The sequence below is a fragment of the Flavobacterium mekongense genome, from assembly GCF_047038255.1.
In the GTDB taxonomy this organism is placed as follows: domain Bacteria; phylum Bacteroidota; class Bacteroidia; order Flavobacteriales; family Flavobacteriaceae; genus Flavobacterium; species Flavobacterium mekongense.
In genome coordinates this window covers 471155-490027 of sequence record NZ_CP174374.1, presented here as the reverse complement: position 1 = coordinate 490027, position 18873 = coordinate 471155, and the positions used below count along the sequence as shown (strand labels likewise).

Genomic DNA, 18873 nt, shown 5'->3' with positions numbered 1-18873 from the left:
AAATAGCTTTTCCCTTTCTTAATCACAAGATAAATAATCTTGTTTATTTCAATTTTACCGGCTAATCCTGTTAGTAATATTATCTCGGTAAGGTGATATAGTACTAATTCCAAAATCCCTTTAGGGATGAAATAATTAATACCCAACGCAATGGAATAAAACCCTGTCGATTTTATAAAAGGCAAAACATAACAAGCTTTGATTCTTTGGCAGTCGCTATGTTTGTGTAAAGTGAAAACTTCAAGAAAAGAAGCCTTTGGTGTTGTAGCGTAAGCAGAGAAACACTGAACGCATAAAAACCCAAACCTCACGCCCTTACAATAAAAAACCACTCCTTTTGAGAGTGGTCTTTTGCAATATAAAGTTTTGGTTAGGTTATTCTTTAATAAAACGTTTGGTGTTAGTAGCGTTTCCGCTGGTGATTTCAATTAAATAAGCACCGGCTTTTAACGAACCTACATAAACCGCATTGTTTTCGATTTTGCCTTTTGCCAATTCTTGTCCCATTAAGTTGAAAACTCTATAGGTTGCGGATTCAACTAAATTAGCAATGTTTAACATATCGCCTTTTACAGGGTTTGGATATACATTGAACGCCAAAGTAGCCATGTTAGCATCTTCAGGTCTTGCGGTAGCAGTAATGTTTACCGTGTAATCTTCTACTTCACCATCTGCAAAAGTTTCACAAGAGGTAGGTGATGCATTGTATTTCATGGAAACACGCATTCTGGTAGTTCCTAATAATGCCGTAGTTGGTACTGTAAAACTTCTGGCGATAGGTGTAGCCGTGGTTCGTGTAACATTTACCACTTGTTCTCCTGAATCAAGGAAGTCACCATCTCTATTATAATCAATCCAAACTCTGTAAGCTTCTCTGAAAACAGTCGAGGTCCAAGTAGGCGTAATAGTAATAGTGTTGCTGGTTCCGCGAACTAAATTGGTTGATAAAGCAGTAAAGTCTCCATAACCGCCATTGTTACCGGATAAGTTGTTGATGCTACCCAATTGTACACGATTGATGTATTCGTCAGCAGTGTAGTTACCACGAGAGGTACAATATGTCACTGAATTCACTAAAGTTGTTACATTAACAGTATTGCTGGCGATAGAAGCGTTTCCGGCAGCATCTTTGGCAATTACGTAGAAAGTGTAAGCAGTCGAAGCCGTTAAACCTGTAACAGCATAAGTAGTGGCAGCAGTAGATGCTAAGAAAGTACCGTTGCGGTAAACATCATATGAAGTTACACCAACATTGTCGGTAGCACCTGTCCAAGATAAGTTTGTAGAAGATGAAGTTGTTCCTGAAGCACTTAAAGTTGGTGCTGTTGGCGCAGTAGTATCAGGAGCTAAAGTCGTAACGTTTACAGTATTACTGGCCGGAGAAAGATTTCCGGCAGCATCTTTTGCAACTACATAAAAACTGTAAGCCGTAGCAGCGGTTAATCCGTTAGCTACAAAAGAAGTAGAAGCAGTAGAAGCTCTGAAAGTACCATTTTGGTATACATCATAACCTGTTACACCTATATTATCTGTAGCGCCACTCCATGACAAGTTGGTTGAAGTAGTAGTAGTTCCCGAAGCACTTAAAGTAGCAGCTGTTGGAGCAGTTGTATCCGGAGCTGAGTTGGTAATGGTAAAGTTAGCGTTAGAAACATCAAAGAAGATGTGGTTGGTTCCTTTTACCATGATACGGTTTGTAGTACCGGCCAAATTCGGAATAGTCACAGCTTGTGTTCCATCGTTAGGTGTTGCAGCCACTAAAGTATAAGGATAAGTTAATCCGCCATCTGTAGATAATAAGATGTCAACATTAGCACAGTTAACTCCGTTAGCCGTTGTCCCTGCCACATTCCATGTTACGGTTTGAGAACTGTTACCGGCATAAGTTACTGCGGTATTTGGTGCGCTTACCGTGAACGGTCCAGCTGTACCGTTAACAGTTACAATCATATCATCACTGTTATTGGCAGAACCACCGGCTCTGTTGTCTCTAACAGTCAAACGGAAGTTCATGGTTCTAGCCACAGAAGGCAAAGCTTCAACGGTTATTTCTGTACCTGCTGTAGTAGTCGCTCCCGCTAAAACCGATTGAAGACGAGGAAAATATCTAACAGGTGAAGTCGAAGAATTGTACGAACGGAAAGTAGGGCCACTGGTTCTTGTTGCACTGGCTGCTGAACTAGCTCCTGTTGCTGTACTGGCGGCGTTGTCAAACTGCTCCCAGTTATAAGTTAAGGCATCACCATTGGCGTCTGTTCCTGAACCGGTTAACATAAATGGGGTACTTTTAGGAATGGTGTAATCCAAACCGGCATTGGCTGTAGGAACAGCATTTCCGGTAGCCGTGTTGGTTTGACAAGTTTTAGCCTTGATATTATTGGTTACTTGTTGGATACTGATAGCATGAAAATAAGCGTCTGAGTGTGGCTGAACATCTTGAGAAGTAATCCCGGCATAACCCATAATAGTTGAACCGCTTCCCGGTTCCATGTTGGCTCCGGTACCTTCATTGCTCATCGAAAAAGTATGGTTAGCTCCAAATTGGTGACCTAGTTCATGAGCAACATAATCGATGTCGAAATTATCTCCGGATGGAATTCCGTCTGCCGGAGAAGTATATCCGCTACCTTTTGAACCGTTAACACAAACACAACCGATACAACCTGCATTACCACCACCACCGGTAGCGCCAAATAAATGGCCAACATCGTAGTTGGCTTCACCGATAACACTGGTTAATGTAGATTGCAATTGTGAGTTCCATTGCGACATGCTGGAAGCAGCGGCATAAGGATCGGTAGAAGCGCTGGTGTAAATTACCAAATCAGTATTGGCAATGATTACCATTCTTACCCCGAAATCTTTTTCAAAAACCCCGTTACATCTCGTAATGGAGTTATTAATAGCAGCCAAAGCCAAAGCTTTTGTTCCTCCAAAATAGGCAGTATATTCTCCGGTACAAGACATGGCCAAACGGAAAGTTCTCAAAGTACTGTCATCTGCATTTGGTCTTAGGGTGCTTTGATCTACTTGAGGTGCTACTTCATCAATTACAGAACACTCAAAAGCATTCAAAGAACGTACTTTGTCTGATTTTCGGTAAACTGTATAAGTAGTTAAATCTTGTGAAATCGGTTCAATGAAAACAGCCGCTTTGTCTGCACTCAATGTCATCGCTTTGAATCCAAGAGGCGATACACTAAAATAAGAAGTAGCGGTTGGGTTATCAATACCAATACCGATGTAAGATTTAATTTCAGGATATCTGGCAGCTAATGCCGGATCTAAAACAGAGTTTTCATACACGCGGAAACTTTCCAACACTCCGTTTTCATTTGGAATCGACAAGGTGATGCCGTTGCTTCTTGCTTCACTGAAGCGCTGAGGGGCATTGGCCAGTACTGTTCTCAGCTGATCTAAATTAAGGGTGAAAAGATTCTTTTCCGGCAATATCATTCTGCTTTCCAGCGGAATCATATCACTCTTTTTTGTGGTAGTGTTCCAAAGCGACTTCCCGGTTTGAGAAAAAGCTATGCTACTGAAAGTCAGTAGTGCAACAGTGAGTAATTTGTGCTTCATAAAGTATCTAGTTTGGTTAAATAGTGAATCAAAATTAAAACTATTTTTTATAAAGCAAGGGAAAATATCATAAATCTGTTAACAAATCGATAAACCGTAAGATTAGTTATTAAGAATAATATAATAAAACACTTAAAACGAAGAAAATTTCGAAAAAAATTTACATTATCGCTAACCAGAATGTCTAAAAAAAGTATTTTTAGAAAAAAATTTTACATGAATTTCAGTTATTGGGAGCTTAAAAGTTGGTTTACCCAAGTCGATTTTACCATAGTAGGAAGCGGCATTGTGGGTTTGCATTGTGCATTAGCCCTGCGAGAGCGTTTTCCTCAAAGTAAGATATTGATTTTAGAAAAAGGGATTTTGCCACAAGGTGCCAGTACTAAGAATGCAGGGTTTGCTTGCTTCGGAAGCCTTTCGGAAATTTTTGACGATTTGAAATCACACAGCGAAGAGGAAGTAATCCGGTTGATTCAAAAGCGATGGAACGGACTCCAATTGTTGCGAAAAAACTTAGGCGATGAGGCTATCGATTTCAAGCCCTATGGTGGCTATGAATTGTTTTTGAAGTCGGATGAAAGCGGTTATATTGAATGTTTGCAGCGAATGCCTTTTATAAATGATATTTTAAAGCCCATTTTTAGAAATGAGGTGTTTTCTAAAGAAGTGGATCGTTTCGATTTTAGCGGCATTCAAGAATACCTTATTTTTAATCCGTACGAAGCCCAAATCGATACCGGGAAAATGATGCAGGCGTTGTTGAAGAAAGCTATTGCCAACGATATTTTAATATTGAATCGAGTTGAAGTAATAGGATTTCAAGAGAAAAGCGATGGTGTTACCGTATCGACAAACGATTTTAGTTTTACCACACGCAAGTTGTTGTTTGCCACCAATGGATTTGCTGCTGAGTTAACCAACCACCAAGTAAAACCTGCCAGAGCTCAAGTTCTAATTACCAATCCGATACCCGATTTAGATATTAAAGGGACTTTTCATTTAGAGCAAGGATATTACTACTTTAGAAATATTGACAATCGAATTTTGTTAGGTGGTGGGAGAAATCTCGATTTTAAAGGGGAAACTACGACCGAGTTCGGTCAAACCGAATTAATTCAGCAGCGCTTGGAAACATTGTTAAAAGAAGTAATTTTGCCCAAAACCGAATACACAATTGCCCATCGTTGGAGCGGTATTATGGGAATGGGTTCAAGTAAGCGCCCTATCGTAGAACAGTTGTCAACGCATGTTTATTGCGGGGTTCGATTGGGAGGCATGGGTGTAGCTATTGGTAGTTTAATAGGGCAAGAGTTGGCCGATTTAGTCAAATAAGTATGATAAAAAAAATATTGCGTTGGATTAAAAAAGCCATGCTTTGGTTTTTTGCCATATCCATTTTATTGGTGATAGTGTTTAAATGGGTGCCGATTCCGTTCACGCCGTTAATGGTTATTCGTGCCATAGAAAATAAATGGGAAGGAAAAGATGCTGTTTTAAGTCATGATTGGGTGCCGTTAGAAGAGATTTCTCCCAATCTGCAAAAAGCCGTCATTGCCAGTGAAGACGGTAATTTTTTAAACCATCACGGCTTTGATTTTAAAGCCATGCAAAAAGCATTTAAAAACAACCAAAAAGGCAAACGCATCAAAGGCGGCAGTACGATTTCGCAACAAACTGCAAAAAATGTTTTTCTATGGCAAGGAAGAAGCTATCTCCGGAAAGGTTTGGAAGCTTATTTTACAGTGCTGATCGAACTTATCTGGGGCAAAGAACGCATTATGGAAGTGTATCTTAACAGCATCGAAATGGGTAAAGGGGTTTACGGTGCCGAGGAAGCCGCCAAACATTGGTACCGAAAATCAGCTGTTGATTTAAGCAAAAGAGAAGCGGCCGGAATCGCAGCAATCTTGCCCAATCCACTGAAGTACAAGGCAACAAATTCCTCTTCTTATATTGAGAGAAGAAAAGATAAAATCCTCAGAAATATGAGGCACATCGGAAAAATAGAATATTAAAAAAACCGTCTCATTTAATTGAGACGGTTTTTTTATCCGGTTGAAAACCTTTAATAAAAAAGAGGTTTGTATTGTTGCCAATGTTTGTAAATTAATATCACATTAAAGGCCAATATTACTATGGCCACCGGTAACCCTGAAATGCCCAAAAACAAGTGGAACAATAAAATGTTAATTGAAATAGGTGCTAATAAGATCAAAGCAAAAGCAATCCATTTTTTTAGTAACAACATAATTCCGATAATCATTTCCAACACACCTAAAACGGGAAATATATAACCCGTGGCGTTTAAGGAACTCATAAAGTCTCCGGCAGAACCGGTTGGAGCTTCCATAGGAATGAAGGCAAATAATTTGTTGGCGCCAAAAACCAATAGCGCTAAACCTAAAGCTATTCTAACAATGGTGGTAAACATGGAATTCATAGGCAGCTAGTTTAATTAGTAATATGGTAAAAATAGCATTAAAAAATTAAAACTATTGTATTGAAAAAGTTAAATTATTAACATATCGTCTTTTATAATAGAATAGCGTTGGATTTTTTATTGGTACTGTAACTTTTTTTAAAGATGGTAAACTAATAAGCCAAAAACCAAAAACATTGATTATGCAAGCTCACGAAATTGATTACCATATTTATGGGGAAGAAATGCAATATGTAGAAATTGAACTCGATCCGCAGGAGATAGTGATAGCCGAAGCCGGAAGTTTTATGATGATGGATAACGGCATCAAAATGGAAACTATTTTTGGCGATGGTTCCCAACAACAATCCGGTTTATTTGACAAATTATTATCGGCCGGAAAAAGGGTGTTAACCGGGGAAAGCCTTTTTATGACGGCCTATATCAATCAAAACAATACCAAAAGCAAGGCTTGTTTTGCTTCTCCATATCCGGGAAAAATTGTGCCTATCGATTTAACACAATTCGGAGGAAAGTTTATATGTCAAAAAGATGCTTTCTTGTGTGCTGCCAAAGGCGTTTCAGTAGGCATCGAATTTTCCAGAAAATTAGGTCGCGGATTATTCGGAGGCGAAGGGTTCATTATGCAAAAAATTGAAGGCGATGGAATGGCTTTTGTGCACAGTGGCGGTACTTTGGCCAAAAGAGAATTGGCTGCCGGAGAAGTTTTAAAAGTGGATACCGGTTGTATCGTAGGCTTTACCAAAGATGTAGATTACGATATCGAATTCATTGGAGGTATTAAAAATTCATTGTTCGGAGGCGAAGGATTGTTTTACGCTACTTTGCGTGGTCCCGGTACGGTTTATGTGCAATCGTTGCCGTTTAGTCGTTTGGCGGACCGAATCATAGCTTCTGCACCTAAAGCGGGCGGAAGTGGCAGAGAAGAAGGCAGTTTACTCGGTGGATTGGGTCGAATGTTGGATGGCGATAACCGATTTTAATAAAAAAACGTCCCGAATTTTCGGGACGTTTTTTATTTAGGTGTTTTAACAAATTTAGTTAACAGTTACCGGGTAAGTCACTAAAGCATCTGTTGCACCGCCCGCATTGGTAATGTCGCCTGCAGCTACACCTGTAGCAGATTTGTTAGGTAAATGTCTCAAAGTTACTGTTAGGTTTCCGGTTCCGGCATTTCCCGTAGTTAAAGTAAAAGCCAAACCTATTGGTTTTCCGTTCAAATCAAGATCAGTATAAGCAACGGTTCCTAACGCAGTCGGAAGTTGATAAAAAACTTGATGATCAACGCCTTCTTCTTCCACTTCTACAGTAATGTCCTCTGCCGGGTTTACGGTTTCGTTTAAAAAAGAAACTTCACCTGCATAAGTAGTATTAGCGGTTAGATTTCCGGAAACGGTTATTGTTGGCGCGTTTGGTCCGTCTCCGTCTAAATCTCTGGAAGTCAGTGTAATCACTTGTCCGCCTCCGGTTAAAGTTGTGGTCACTGTAGTGATCACTTCTTCTTCGTTAACAGGGCCATTATCGTCATTGCTGCAAGATGCTGCAAATAAAACGGTTGCTGATAAAAGTATGGTTTTTGCGGTGTTTAAATATTTCATGATTTTAAATTTTTAATAATTAATTTTTAATTGAATTTGAAAGTTTCTGCCTAATTCATCGGCATAAAAACGCTGTCTGTTTAAATAATCTCGATAAGGCGTATCCAAAATATTGAATACTGAAAGACCTAAGGTTGCTAAGGAATGTTCCGATACCTTGAATTGGAAATCGGAAGTAAAATGCAAAAGATGATAGGCCGGTGGCGGCGTGCTGATATCTACTTCAACCGGAACAAAATCTCCGTTTTCAATAATATTGGTGGTGAAGTTATTATCGGGAAATTGTGTTTGTCTGAAAACCATTTCACTTTGCAATTCCAAGGTTAGATTGTTCCATTCTTTTTTGCTGAATAGAATCCTGTTGTTAAGGGTCAACGGCGGCATATCAATAATAGCGTCATTATTGGTTTTGTCTCTTCCGTTTACATAAGTCAATAACAATCGATGTTGCCAATGCTCACTTATTTGCCATTCCGAATTGAAATCAACACCGGTCAGCAAAGCATTGGTTTGTTGGTATTCCCAAACCGGAAAAGCACCGCGAATAGTGGTTTCAAAACCAATAGGTTTCAAAAACATATAGTCTTCAATATAATTCAAAAACGGATTGAGGTTTATTTTTACCTTTTGCCATTTCTTTTGTAATGAAGTACTGATTTTATTCGACTTTTCTTGTTCCAATCGCAAGTCGCCCAACTCAATCATACCGCTCGAATGGTGTAAGCCATCACTGAAAAATTCTGAAGGATTCGGATTTCGAACAGCACGACTAAGGTTGAAATACCAATCAAATCCTTCACCAAAGGAATATTGTGTTCCAATACTGGCCGAAAAATTATGAAAGGTAAATGTTGGTTTGGTCAACCATTGTGTACCAAAATCTCCGGCTATGAAGTTGTCGAATTGCGGACTGTAGTCGCGTTCTTCCCAACGGGATTTCAAGTAATATTTAGTAGCTTCAATCGTGGAAAAATCATATCGGATGCCCACTTCAATCGAAAAATCTTCCGAGAGATGATTGTCGGCTACGGCATATACTCCGGCGTCAAATTTATTATAGGTTGGAATTAACGGACGAACTCCTGTATTGGGATTGGCCGTGTTGTTTTGGTACAAACCCATAATCCCCGATTTGAAATCCCAAGCATCCAAACTCAACTTATAATCGGCATTCACGGTATGGGTCAGCAAGTTTAAATCTAACGCAGGCTTGCTGTCGGAAACGCCGGTGCGCAAATCAAACTCTTTTCGATTGTTGAATTGAAAAGCATATTGTAAAGCCAACGTCTGGCCGTCTTTGAAATAATAATTGTAATTCAACTTCGCCAAATGATGTTGGACTTTTTGCTTCGGATTTTTAATCGAATACGTAAAATCATCAGTCACCGATGGCGTTTGATTATTAATCGAATTATACAAATCATTCACATTGCCAATATGAGAAGCACTTAAAATCCCAATGGTGGCGCTGTACAAACTGTAATAAGCAGCAAAGTCGAATTTTTTTCCAATATATTTCAAATCGCCCGAAAAATTAGCTTCCCGATTTCCGGTGTTGGATAGCGTATAATCGGGCGCTTCTCTGTCGCCATAATATTTGAAACTGCCTTGCGCATTCCAACTCCAATCGCAAAAATTTCCTTTGTGTAAACTGGAGGAAATAGTACCGCCTCGACCATTCGACTCCATAGTCATAATGGTTTTCCCGAAAAGCGTGTCTTTTTTGGTGCTGAAAGGCTCGATAATTACGATACCGCCGATAGCGTCACCTCCGTATTGTAATGCCGAAGCACCTTTTAAAACCGTTATTTTTCCGGCGGCATTCACGTCAAAGTTGGGTGCATGTTCCATTCCCCATTGTTGGTCTTCCAGCTTGACGTTGTTGTTAAAAATAGCCACACGACTGCTGTGTAAGCCATTAATAACCGGTTTTACAACGGTGTTGCCGCTTTTTAAAACAGAAACGCCCGGGACTTCTTTAAGCAAATTGCCTAAAGATTGACTACTAAACTTTTCAATGGTTTTCTCTTTGATTTTTTGCTCTGAAACCGAATGATTGAAATAGTTGTTTTTGTGTTTGACTACAATTTCATCCAATTGTTCATTCTTTTGTTTCATCTTAAAATTGATCTCCAAGTTGCCATTCACCGCTATAATGGTGTCAATAGGTTTGTAGCCAACATAGGTAATTAAAACCTTAGCCGGACCATTTGGAATATTGCGAATGATGAAAGAACCGTCTTTCTTGCTGTTGGTAGATTTCGACGAAATATGTATATGGCTTTTCTCTAATGCCACATCATTTTCATCCACTATTTTTCCGCTTATGGTGTTTTGACTGTAAACAATACCAAAACACAACAAGCAAAAAAACAAACTGAATTTTTGCATTTTGTTGTTTTCTAATTCGTTAACACTAAATTTAGGTCAAGAAAATAACAACAGACGGCGGTCCGCGAAGTAAAAAGGAACTTCCTTTAAAAAAGGAAATGTTTTCGGCAGTATAGCCAAAAATAGGTTGGGTGTAAAAAGCTTTATTTACAAATGAAAGCGCTTCGTTTTCAATTTTAACCGAATGACTGAAAGCGAACTCACAAGTAAAACATTTTTCTAAACCATCATGGCCATGGTGGAGTTCTGTTTGGTGTTTGTGATAAACGTGATGACAATGTGCTTTGGAAAACTGTTTGGTTAAGTGGTTGAAAGAGTGCGCCGCCTGAAACAATATTGCAAGCAATATCATCAGTCCCATAGCAGCATTTACATAGCGTAATCTTTCTTTCATGTTCACAAAAGTAGCGTAAAACCAGATAAAATCAGCCCAATTTTAACAAAGTTTAGGATTTGTAATAGCGAATGGATTTTGGATACAATAAAAAACCACGAATTCATCAAGATAATTCGTGGTCTATGAAGTAATTGATTCGTCTTTTAAACCAATTTATTCGCTACCAAATATTCGGCAATTTGAATGGTATTAGTGGCAGCGCCTTTTCTTAAGTTGTCGGCTACAATCCACATGTTTACAGTGTTAGGCTGACTTTCATCACGGCGAATTCTGCCTACAAACACATCGTCTTTTCCTTCGGCATACAATGGCATCGGGTAAGTATAAGTGTCAGTATTATCCTGAACGGTCACTCCATTAGTATGGTGTAATATTTTACGCAATTCGGTCACATCAAAATCATTAGTGAATTCGATATTTACCGTTTCACTGTGGCCGCCAACCACCGGAATACGCACAGCGGTTGCCGTTACAGCGATGCTGTTGTCGCTCATGATTTTCTTGGTTTCGCGCACCAATTTCATTTCTTCTTTGGTGTAATCGTTGTCTTCAAAAACATCGCATTGCGGAATGGCATTGCGGTGGATTTGGTATTTATAAGCCATTTCTCCTTGAATGCCGGCGTATTCGTTTTCTAATTGTTGTACCGCTTTCACGCCGGTTCCGGTAATAGATTGGTAAGTAGAAACTACCACGCGTTTGATGTTGTATTTTTGATGCAAAGGTGCTAAAACCATCACCATTTGAATGGTAGAACAGTTTGGATTAGCGATGATTTTGTCGGCTGTTGTTAATTCGTGAGCGTTAATTTCGGGTACGATTAATTTTTTAGTCGGATCCATTCGCCAAGCCGAAGAGTTATCGATTACGGTAGTTCCGGCTGCTGCAAATTTCGGTGCCCAATCTAAAGAGGTTTGCCCGCCTGCCGAAAATAAGGCAATGTCGGCTTTCATGTCGACGGCTGTTTGTAAACCAACTACTTTGTATTTTTTGCCTTTGAATTCGATTTCTTTACCCACCGATTTTTCAGAAGCAACCGGAATTAATTCGGTTACGGGAAAATTTCTTTCTGCTAAAACTTGAAGCATTACTTCACCAACCATGCCGGTGGCACCTACTACAGCAACTTTCATATGAATAGAATTAAGATTTTTTAAAAATTGAAATACAAAAGTAATCAGAAAACAAATGCTGTTTTTGTTTTTAAGGTGAAAATTTCGGAATTCGAAAACGACTCATCCCCAAAAAGAAAAACCGCCCCAATGACGAGGCGGATTAGTTAGAATATATAGTGTAGCGGTACTACTTTTTAAGCAAATCTCTAATTTGTGTCAGCAATTCTTCTTGTGTTGGACCAGCAGGTGCTGCCGGAGCCGCTTCTTCTTTTTTCTTCATAGAATTTAGGGCTTTCACCATGATGAAAATTACAAAGGCAATGACTAAAAAGCTAATTACAGCTGCCAAAAATTTACCGTACAAAATCCCGTTGTCGGTTTTCAAATCAGCCAAATTTTCTACTTGTGCTGCTTTTAAAGCCGGGTTTAACAAGGCCGGTGTAATCACGTCGGCTACTAAGGAATTCACGATGGCGCCAAATGCGGCTCCAATGATTACACCAACCGCTAAATCCATAGCGTTACCTTTGGCAATAAAGTCTTTAAATTCTGATACCATTCCCATAATTGTTTTGTTTTTTGGTTAAATAATACAACTAAGGTAAATAAAATTTTGAAAAAACAGAGAAGAAGCCTCAGTTTATTCTCGGAAAAAAACTCTTTTCACACGTTGCGAAATCCCGGTCAGAATTTCATACGGAATGGTGTTAAGGGCTTTGGCCATCAGGGTTACCGTAGGATTTTCTCCGAAAATGACAACCGACTGACCTTCTTTACAATCTAAGTTGGTTACATCAACCATCAGCATGTCCATGCAAACACTTCCTACAATTTTGGCTTCTTTCCCGTTGATGACTACATAGCCAACTTCGTTGCCCCAACTTCTGCGAATACCGTCGGCATAACCAATAGGAATAGTTGCGATTTTAGTGGTTTTTTCGGCCATAAATCTTCGGCCATAACCCACGCTTTCGCCGGTTTCTATGGTTCTGATTTGAGAAATAACCGATTTTAAAGTCCCTACGTTTTCCAAGAATTTTTGTTCTTCTTCATCGTTGGAAATACCATACAAACCGATACCCAAACGCACCATGTCATACTGCGCATCAGGATAATTGGAAATACCTGAAGTGTTTAAAATATGGCGAATCGGTTTAATTTTTAACACAGCCGTGAGTTGGGTCGATAATTCTTCAAACAAAGCTATTTGCGATTGGGCAAAAGCATCGTGTTTTAAATCATCGCTGGTAGCCAAATGCGATAAGATACTTTTGATTTGAACCGTTTCGTTGCCTTTTAGAATGGTAATTAATTCAGGTAGCTGTTCTTCTTCAAAGCCTAAACGGTGCATTCCGGTGTCGATTTTGATATGGATTGGGAAGTTTTTAAGCTTTTTTTGTTCGGCAATTTTAAGGAATGCTTTTAGTCCTTTAATCGAGTATATTTCGGGCTCCAATTGGTGTTGGATAATTGCCGAAAAACTGGTGGTTTCCGGGTTCATAACCATAATCGGCACATTAATTCCGGCACTTTTCAAGCTTATTCCTTCATCGGCAAAAGCCACGCCCAAATAATCTATTTTGTGGTGTTCGAGCAATTTGGCAATTTCAAATCCGCCGTTACCGTAACCAAAAGCTTTGACCATGACCATCATTTTGGTTTTAGGAGCCAATTTCGATTTGAAAAAGTTCAGATTATGACTGATGGCGTTGAGGTTGATTTCCAATACGGTTTCATGGGTTTTCTCTTCGAGCATCGAAACAATTTGTTCGAAGTGAAAATCGCGCGCACCTTTGATGAGAATGGTTTCGTTTTCAAAGTTCAAACGATCAAAAGCATCAGTAAATTCGGCTACATTTTTAAAAGTAGTGCCGTTAATGAACTTGTTTTTATACTGTGAAATGGTTTCGCCTATGCCAATAACGCGGTTGATTTTGTTGGAAATAATCAATTGTGATACCTGTGAATATAACTCGTCATTATTCAATCCGCTTTGGAAAATATCCGAGAGGATAATGGTTTTCTTTTTGTGTTGCTTTTGGTGCTCTAAAAAGTCGAGGGCAATTTTCAACGATTGGAAATCAGAGCTGTAACTGTCGTCGATAAGGGTACAGTTGTAGATGCCGTTTTTCACTTTCAAGCGCATTTCCACCGGATACAATTGCGCCATTCGGGTTTGAATCACCTTAGGATTGTAGCCAAAATACAACATCACCATCATACAATGAATGGCATTTTCAATTGAAGCTTGGTCTTGGAACGGAATGAGAATCGGGAATGTGTCTTCTTTGTAAGTGACTTGCAATTCGGTTAAATCACCTAAATTTTTTTTGGTAATGTAAACGTCGGCGCTTTTGTTGTCCGAACACCAACTGAATGTTTTGATTTTCGGGTTAACAAAGGCCTGTATGGTTTTGTTTTTGTTCAGAATCAGTACATTAACCGAAGTAAACAGCTTTAATTTTTCTTTAATTTTGTCTGCTACACTCGAAAAACCTTCATCGTGCGCCGAACCGATATTGGACAAAATGCCAATGGTTGGGCGAATGATTTTCTGGAGTTTTTCCATCTCATGCATGGTTGAAATACCGGCCTCAAAAATGCCAAGGTTGTGTTTTTCGTTGATGCCTAAAATAGAGAGCGGAACACCGACTTGCGAATTGTAACTTTTCGGACTGCGGATAATGTTGTAATCCGGACTGAGCAAAAAATTCAGCCATTCTTTAATGATGGTTTTTCCGTTGCTTCCGGTGATGCCGATAATAGGGAAATCGAATAAACTTCGGTAGTAAGCGGCTAATTTTTGTAAAGCCTCCAGCGTGTTTTCTACCACTAAAAAGTTGGCTTTGCCGGCAGCTGTCTCCGGTATGTGTGTTACCACAAAATGGCGAACACCTTTGTCAATCAGTTCGTTGATGTAAGTGTGACCGTCATTGTTAGGCCCGGAGATGGCAAAAAACATAGTGTTTTCGCCATTTTGTAATGAGCGACTGTCTATGGATATCGCATCAATCACAGCTACATCATTTTGGCCAACCCAATGGGCTTTAAGGATGGGAATGATATTTCGTAGGGTTAGTGTCAAGTTGTTGGGATTTATTATTGCGTCAGTTCGCTACACTTGGGTCTTCTGAAGACAAATGTTCAGGATCTTTAACTTCCATGTTTTCACGCATGGCTTTGAAATAGGCGGCACGACTTAAGGGTTCATACTCTTCGGTTTCGCCTAACAAAACCAGTTTATCGCTATCGGTTTTTCGGAAACTGTAATGGGCTAAATTTCCGGTTCGGGTACAAACCGCATGTACTTTAGTAACGTATTCAGCCGTAGCCATTAACGCCGGCATCGGACCAAACGGATTGCCTTTAAAATCCATGTCTAATCCGGCCACAATCACTCGGATACCCGAATTGGCCAAATCATTACAAACGGCTATAATTTCATCATCAAAAAACTGGGCTTCGTCTATACCAACCACGTCACAACCTTGGGCCAAAATACGGATATTGGCGGCGGCCGGTACCGGAGTAGAGCGAATTTCGTTTTTGTTGTGCGAAACTACCATTGCTTCATCGTAGCGCGTATCAATGGAAGGTTTGAAGATTTCCACTTTTTGTTTGGCAAACTGAGCGCGTTTCAATCGGCGAATCAATTCTTCGGTTTTACCCGAAAACATCGACCCGCAAATGACTTCAATCCACCCAAACTGTTCTTTATGATTTACTGTATTTTCGAGAAACATTTTGTATTTTTCTTGCGCTAAAAATGAATAGTTTTTATTACTTTGTAACGAAAACCAATCGACCTGAATAATTGCTATTTTTACGTCGACTCAAATGTAGAAAAATTTTAATTATTGTTACTTCTTCCCGAGGTTAAATAAATGCTTTCGAGAAGAATTAAAAACAATCCAGCTTATTCCATATAATTTCAAACCATCATGAAAAAAAGATTAGAAGCCGAATTAATCAGCATTGCGCACCGAATTTTAAAACTCAAAAACAAATCGGAAGTGGATCAATTGTATAAGGAAACGCAAAAATTATACGAAACATTATCGGTCTTAAAATTTTACCAAGACAATTTTGAACTACTGCAATCTGATGTTGACGCCCATGAATTAGAAGAGAAATTAGAAAAGGCACTTGAAGTGGAAACACCACAAGTGGTAATGGCTGAAGTTAAAGCGGAAACCGAAGTTGAAACGGAAGCACCTGCAGTTGAGGTGGAAACTCTTGCAGCCGAAGACGCTCAAGAAGAGCCGGTTGTAACTGAAGCCGAAACTGAAGTTGAAACGGTTGTTGAGGAAGAAGTTGAGGAAGAAGTTGAGGAAGAAATTATAGAAACTACTCCCGTAACTACAACAGAGGCAACTAACACTGAAGAGCCGCTTTTTACCCCAATATTTGAATTAGCGGAAGAAGAAGAGGAAGTACCAGCAGAGACAGCCTCAGAACTAAAACCCGAAACCAAGCACATTGCCTTAGAAGATTTATTGGGTGAAAATTACGTAGATCCTGTTTTTGTAAAACCGAATGAAGTTTCCCTTTTTCCAACGGAAACCAAAGAAGAAAATGCTCAGGAGCCGGAAATTGAACAACCCAAACCGGCAGCATCTTTAAATAGTGCTTTTGCTAAAACCATAGAAATCGGCCTGAATGACCGCATCGCTTTTGTAAACCATTTGTTTGGAGAAAGCAACGAAGATTTCAACCGAGTAATCTCGCAATTGAACACTTTTGACACTTTAGAAGAAGCCAAAAATTTCTTGAACGAAATGGTGATTCCCGACTATAATTATTGGGTAGGCAAAGAAGATTATATGGAGCGTTTTATGGCTGTCGTAGAGCGAAAATTCAGCTAAATGGGCAAACTTTACCTTGTTCCCACACCAATCGGTAATTTGGAAGATATGACTTTCAGAGCCATCAGCGTTTTGAAAGAAGTCGATTTAATCTTGGCTGAAGACACGCGTACCAGTGGCAAATTGTTGAAGCATTTCGACATTGCTACACACATGCACAGCCACCACATGCACAATGAGCACAAAACGGTGGAAAATCTAATCAAGCGATTGCAAGCCGGAGAAACCATTGCTTTAATTAGTGATGCCGGAACGCCCGCGATTTCCGACCCCGGATTTTTACTGACTCGTGCTTGTGTAGAAAACAATATTGAAGTAGAATGTTTGCCAGGAGCCACGGCTTTTGTGCCGGCTTTGGTGAACAGTGGTTTGCCTAACGACCGTTTTGTTTTCGAAGGGTTTTTACCCGAAAAGAAAGGAAGACAAACCCGTTTTTTGGCTTTGGCCGAAGAAACCCGAACCATGATTTTTTATGTTTCACCTCACAAATTGGTGAAAACGTTAGGCGAATTTGTGCAATATTTTGGCGCCGACCGTCCGGTTTCTGTTTCCCGAGAATTGTCTAAACTCCACGAGGAAACTATTCGCGGTGCTGCGGCTGAGGTATTGCAACATTTTGAAGCCAAACCGGCAAAAGGTGAAATCGTTGCAGTTGTTGGCGGAAAAATCGAGACTAAGGAAAGCAAGAAAAACCAAGAGTAATATTTGGGCGTTGCCTGCGGCCGGGCTTTCCGCGCTACACGGTAGCTTGCTACAATCCCTAACGCGCTATTTTCTTACGCTACCACCAAATCCGTAAATGCAAATTGTTTTCCGCTGAACAAGCCTTTGTCCGATAATTTCAAATCGGGGATTACTAATAAAGCCATAAAGGACAACGTCATAAAAGGTGCTTTTAAAGTACTGCCCAATTCTTTTGCCATAGCATCAATTTCTTGGTACAAACGCCCGGCTTCCCAACCGTTTTGGTCGCTCATGATACCGGCTACGGGTAAGGCCAACGATTTTTGTTCGGCACCATTCACGGCACAAATACCGCCTGTGTTGGCAATGAGTAAATTTACCGCATTCAAAATTTCTTCATCTGAAGTACCAACCACGACTATATTGTGACAATCGTGCGCCACCGAACTGGCTATCGCTCCTTTTTTCAAACCAAAGTTTTTGATAAAAGCTACCGCTACCGGAGTATTTTCATACCGATTGACTACCGCCATTTTCAACACATCATGTTCGGTATCGGAAACCAAATTGCCATCCTGAATTTTTGGGGAACAATGAATTTCATTGGTAATCAACTGTCCTTCCAAAGCTTCTATTACCCGAATGGTTTTCGCATCGGTCGTCACTCTGAAATCAGCTAGTGTTTTTGGCGAAGTACTAAAATTATTGGGTTTCTCAAAGGCAACATGCTGTACAAAAGACTGACCTTTTTCAGCCACTAATTCTCCGTTGATATAGGTTCGCAACACTTTAAAATGGGTTAAATCTTCCACTACAATAAAATCGGCGGCATCATTGGGTTGCAATAAACCTACCGTCATGTTGTAATGCTTCACAGGATTGACACAAGCCATTTGCAAAACTTTAAAAACGTCATGTCCTTTGGCCACTGCTCGGGCACACAATTGGTTGATGTGACCTACAATCAAATCGTCCGGATGTTTGTCATCGGAGCAAAACATCAGGTTTTCATAATGATCCGGCAGTAAGGCGATTAAAGCTTCAAAGTTTTTGGCGGCACTGCCTTCGCGAATAATTACTTTCATGCCTAAGGACAATTTTTCGGCCGCTTCTTCGTAAGTAAAGCACTCGTGATCAGTAGTAATTCCGGCGGAGATGTATTTTTGGACCGCTTCGCCTCGTAATCCGGGCGCATGTCCGTCAACCGGTTTGTTGAAATGTTTCGCCCAAGCTATCTTTTTTAAAACTTCTTCATCGTCAAACAACACACCGGGATAGTTCATCATTTCGGCCAAATAATAAATGTCGGGATGCGCCATCAGCTCTTTAATTTGCTCCGAATCAATCACTGCGCCGGCGGTTTCAAAAAAGGTGGCCGGAACACAAGATGGTGCACCAAAATGAAACTTCAACGGGACTTTTTTGCCGTTTTCAATCATATAATAAACACCGTCTTTTCCCAATACATTGGCAATTTCATGCGGATCGGATATCGTTCCGACGGTACCGTGCAACACCGCAATTTTAGCAAATTCAGATGGTACCAACATTGAGCTTTCGATATGAATGTGAGCGTCGACAAAACCCGGAAGGATATAGTTTTTGTTATTGTTTTGTTTTTCAATAACGGAGACAATTTTTCCGTTTTCAACGGTAACTTCACCCGAATAAATCCGGCGGTTTTCGATATCGACTATTTGACCTTGAATTTGCATTTTCTTTGTAATTTGTAGTTCAAAAGTAACGAATAAATACACTAAAACTACCATAAACCTGCCGTTGCTTTTCCTATTTTTGTTGAATA

At 39.8% G+C, this 18873-nt stretch carries 15 protein-coding genes; 5 read left to right on the top strand and 10 right to left on the bottom strand.

Translation table 11 applies throughout. The features are described 5' to 3' along the window. Positions 1–375: 375 nt before the first annotated feature. The gene (locus tag ACJG85_RS01990) at positions 376–3579 is read right to left on the bottom strand and encodes a reprolysin-like metallopeptidase (protein WP_412476798.1); all 3204 of its coding nucleotides are present in this window, start codon (positions 3577–3579) and stop codon (positions 376–378) included. Positions 3580–3795: 216 nt separating this feature from the next. On the opposite strand from ACJG85_RS01990, the gene ACJG85_RS01985 reads away from it, so the two are divergent. Together ACJG85_RS01985 and mtgA are read left to right on the top strand one after the other, a co-directional pair. Next, positions 3796–4911, top strand: coding sequence for an NAD(P)/FAD-dependent oxidoreductase (locus ACJG85_RS01985; protein ID WP_409678442.1), 1116 nt, complete (start codon positions 3796–3798; stop codon positions 4909–4911). Between the two features lie 2 nt (positions 4912–4913). Further along, complete coding sequence (gene mtgA / locus ACJG85_RS01980) at positions 4914–5594, top strand: monofunctional biosynthetic peptidoglycan transglycosylase (RefSeq protein WP_412476797.1); 681 nt, start codon at positions 4914–4916, stop codon at positions 5592–5594. 50 nt (positions 5595–5644) lie between these two features. Here mtgA and ACJG85_RS01975 read toward each other — a convergent pair whose 3' ends face one another. Beyond that, entirely contained in the window at positions 5645–6019 is a 375-nt protein-coding gene (locus ACJG85_RS01975; protein WP_409678437.1) for a DoxX protein, read from the bottom strand. A gap of 182 nt (positions 6020–6201) precedes the next feature. On the opposite strand from ACJG85_RS01975, the gene ACJG85_RS01970 reads away from it, so the two are divergent. Beyond that, positions 6202–7002, top strand: a complete 801-nt coding sequence (locus ACJG85_RS01970; protein ID WP_409678435.1) for a TIGR00266 family protein — start codon at positions 6202–6204, stop codon at positions 7000–7002. Between the two features lie 54 nt (positions 7003–7056). On the opposite strand, the gene ACJG85_RS01965 is transcribed toward ACJG85_RS01970, so the two are convergent. From ACJG85_RS01965 to ACJG85_RS01935, 7 genes are all read right to left on the bottom strand, one after another. Further along, on the bottom strand, positions 7057–7617 hold the full coding sequence (locus ACJG85_RS01965) for a type 1 periplasmic binding fold superfamily protein (RefSeq protein WP_409678432.1): 561 nt from the start codon (positions 7615–7617) through the stop codon (positions 7057–7059). 12 nt (positions 7618–7629) lie between these two features. After that, positions 7630–10008, bottom strand: a complete 2379-nt coding sequence (locus tag ACJG85_RS01960; protein ID WP_412476796.1) for a TonB-dependent receptor — start codon at positions 10006–10008, stop codon at positions 7630–7632. A gap of 31 nt (positions 10009–10039) precedes the next feature. Continuing rightward, positions 10040–10402, bottom strand: a complete 363-nt coding sequence (locus ACJG85_RS01955; RefSeq protein WP_409678427.1) for a hypothetical protein — start codon at positions 10400–10402, stop codon at positions 10040–10042. A gap of 146 nt (positions 10403–10548) precedes the next feature. Continuing rightward, the gene (locus ACJG85_RS01950) at positions 10549–11538 is read right to left on the bottom strand and encodes an aspartate-semialdehyde dehydrogenase (protein WP_412476795.1); all 990 of its coding nucleotides are present in this window, start codon (positions 11536–11538) and stop codon (positions 10549–10551) included. Positions 11539–11707: 169 nt separating this feature from the next. After that, a complete protein-coding gene (gene mscL / locus ACJG85_RS01945; protein ID WP_409678421.1) occupies positions 11708–12085 on the bottom strand; it encodes a large conductance mechanosensitive channel protein MscL in 378 nt (125 codons plus the stop codon). Positions 12086–12160: 75 nt separating this feature from the next. Continuing rightward, a complete protein-coding gene (locus ACJG85_RS01940) occupies positions 12161–14605 on the bottom strand; it encodes a bifunctional UDP-N-acetylmuramoyl-tripeptide:D-alanyl-D-alanine ligase/alanine racemase (protein WP_412476794.1) in 2445 nt (814 codons plus the stop codon). 22 nt (positions 14606–14627) lie between these two features. Further along, positions 14628–15263 carry a thymidine kinase gene (locus tag ACJG85_RS01935; RefSeq protein ID WP_409678415.1) on the bottom strand — a complete coding sequence of 212 codons (636 nt, stop codon included), beginning with the start codon at positions 15261–15263 and terminating at the stop codon, positions 14628–14630. A gap of 198 nt (positions 15264–15461) precedes the next feature. On the opposite strand from ACJG85_RS01935, the gene ACJG85_RS01930 reads away from it, so the two are divergent. After that, positions 15462–16385, top strand: a complete 924-nt coding sequence (locus ACJG85_RS01930; RefSeq protein ID WP_412476793.1) for a hypothetical protein — start codon at positions 15462–15464, stop codon at positions 16383–16385. After that, the gene (gene rsmI, locus ACJG85_RS01925; RefSeq protein ID WP_412476792.1) at positions 16386–17087 is read left to right on the top strand and encodes a 16S rRNA (cytidine(1402)-2'-O)-methyltransferase; all 702 of its coding nucleotides are present in this window, start codon (positions 16386–16388) and stop codon (positions 17085–17087) included. Positions 17088–17161: 74 nt separating this feature from the next. Here the strand turns inward: rsmI and ade are convergent, their stop codons facing one another. Continuing rightward, positions 17162–18784 carry an adenine deaminase gene (gene ade / locus ACJG85_RS01920; protein ID WP_412476791.1) on the bottom strand — a complete coding sequence of 541 codons (1623 nt, stop codon included), beginning with the start codon at positions 18782–18784 and terminating at the stop codon, positions 17162–17164. Between the last annotated feature and the right edge of the window lie 89 nt (positions 18785–18873).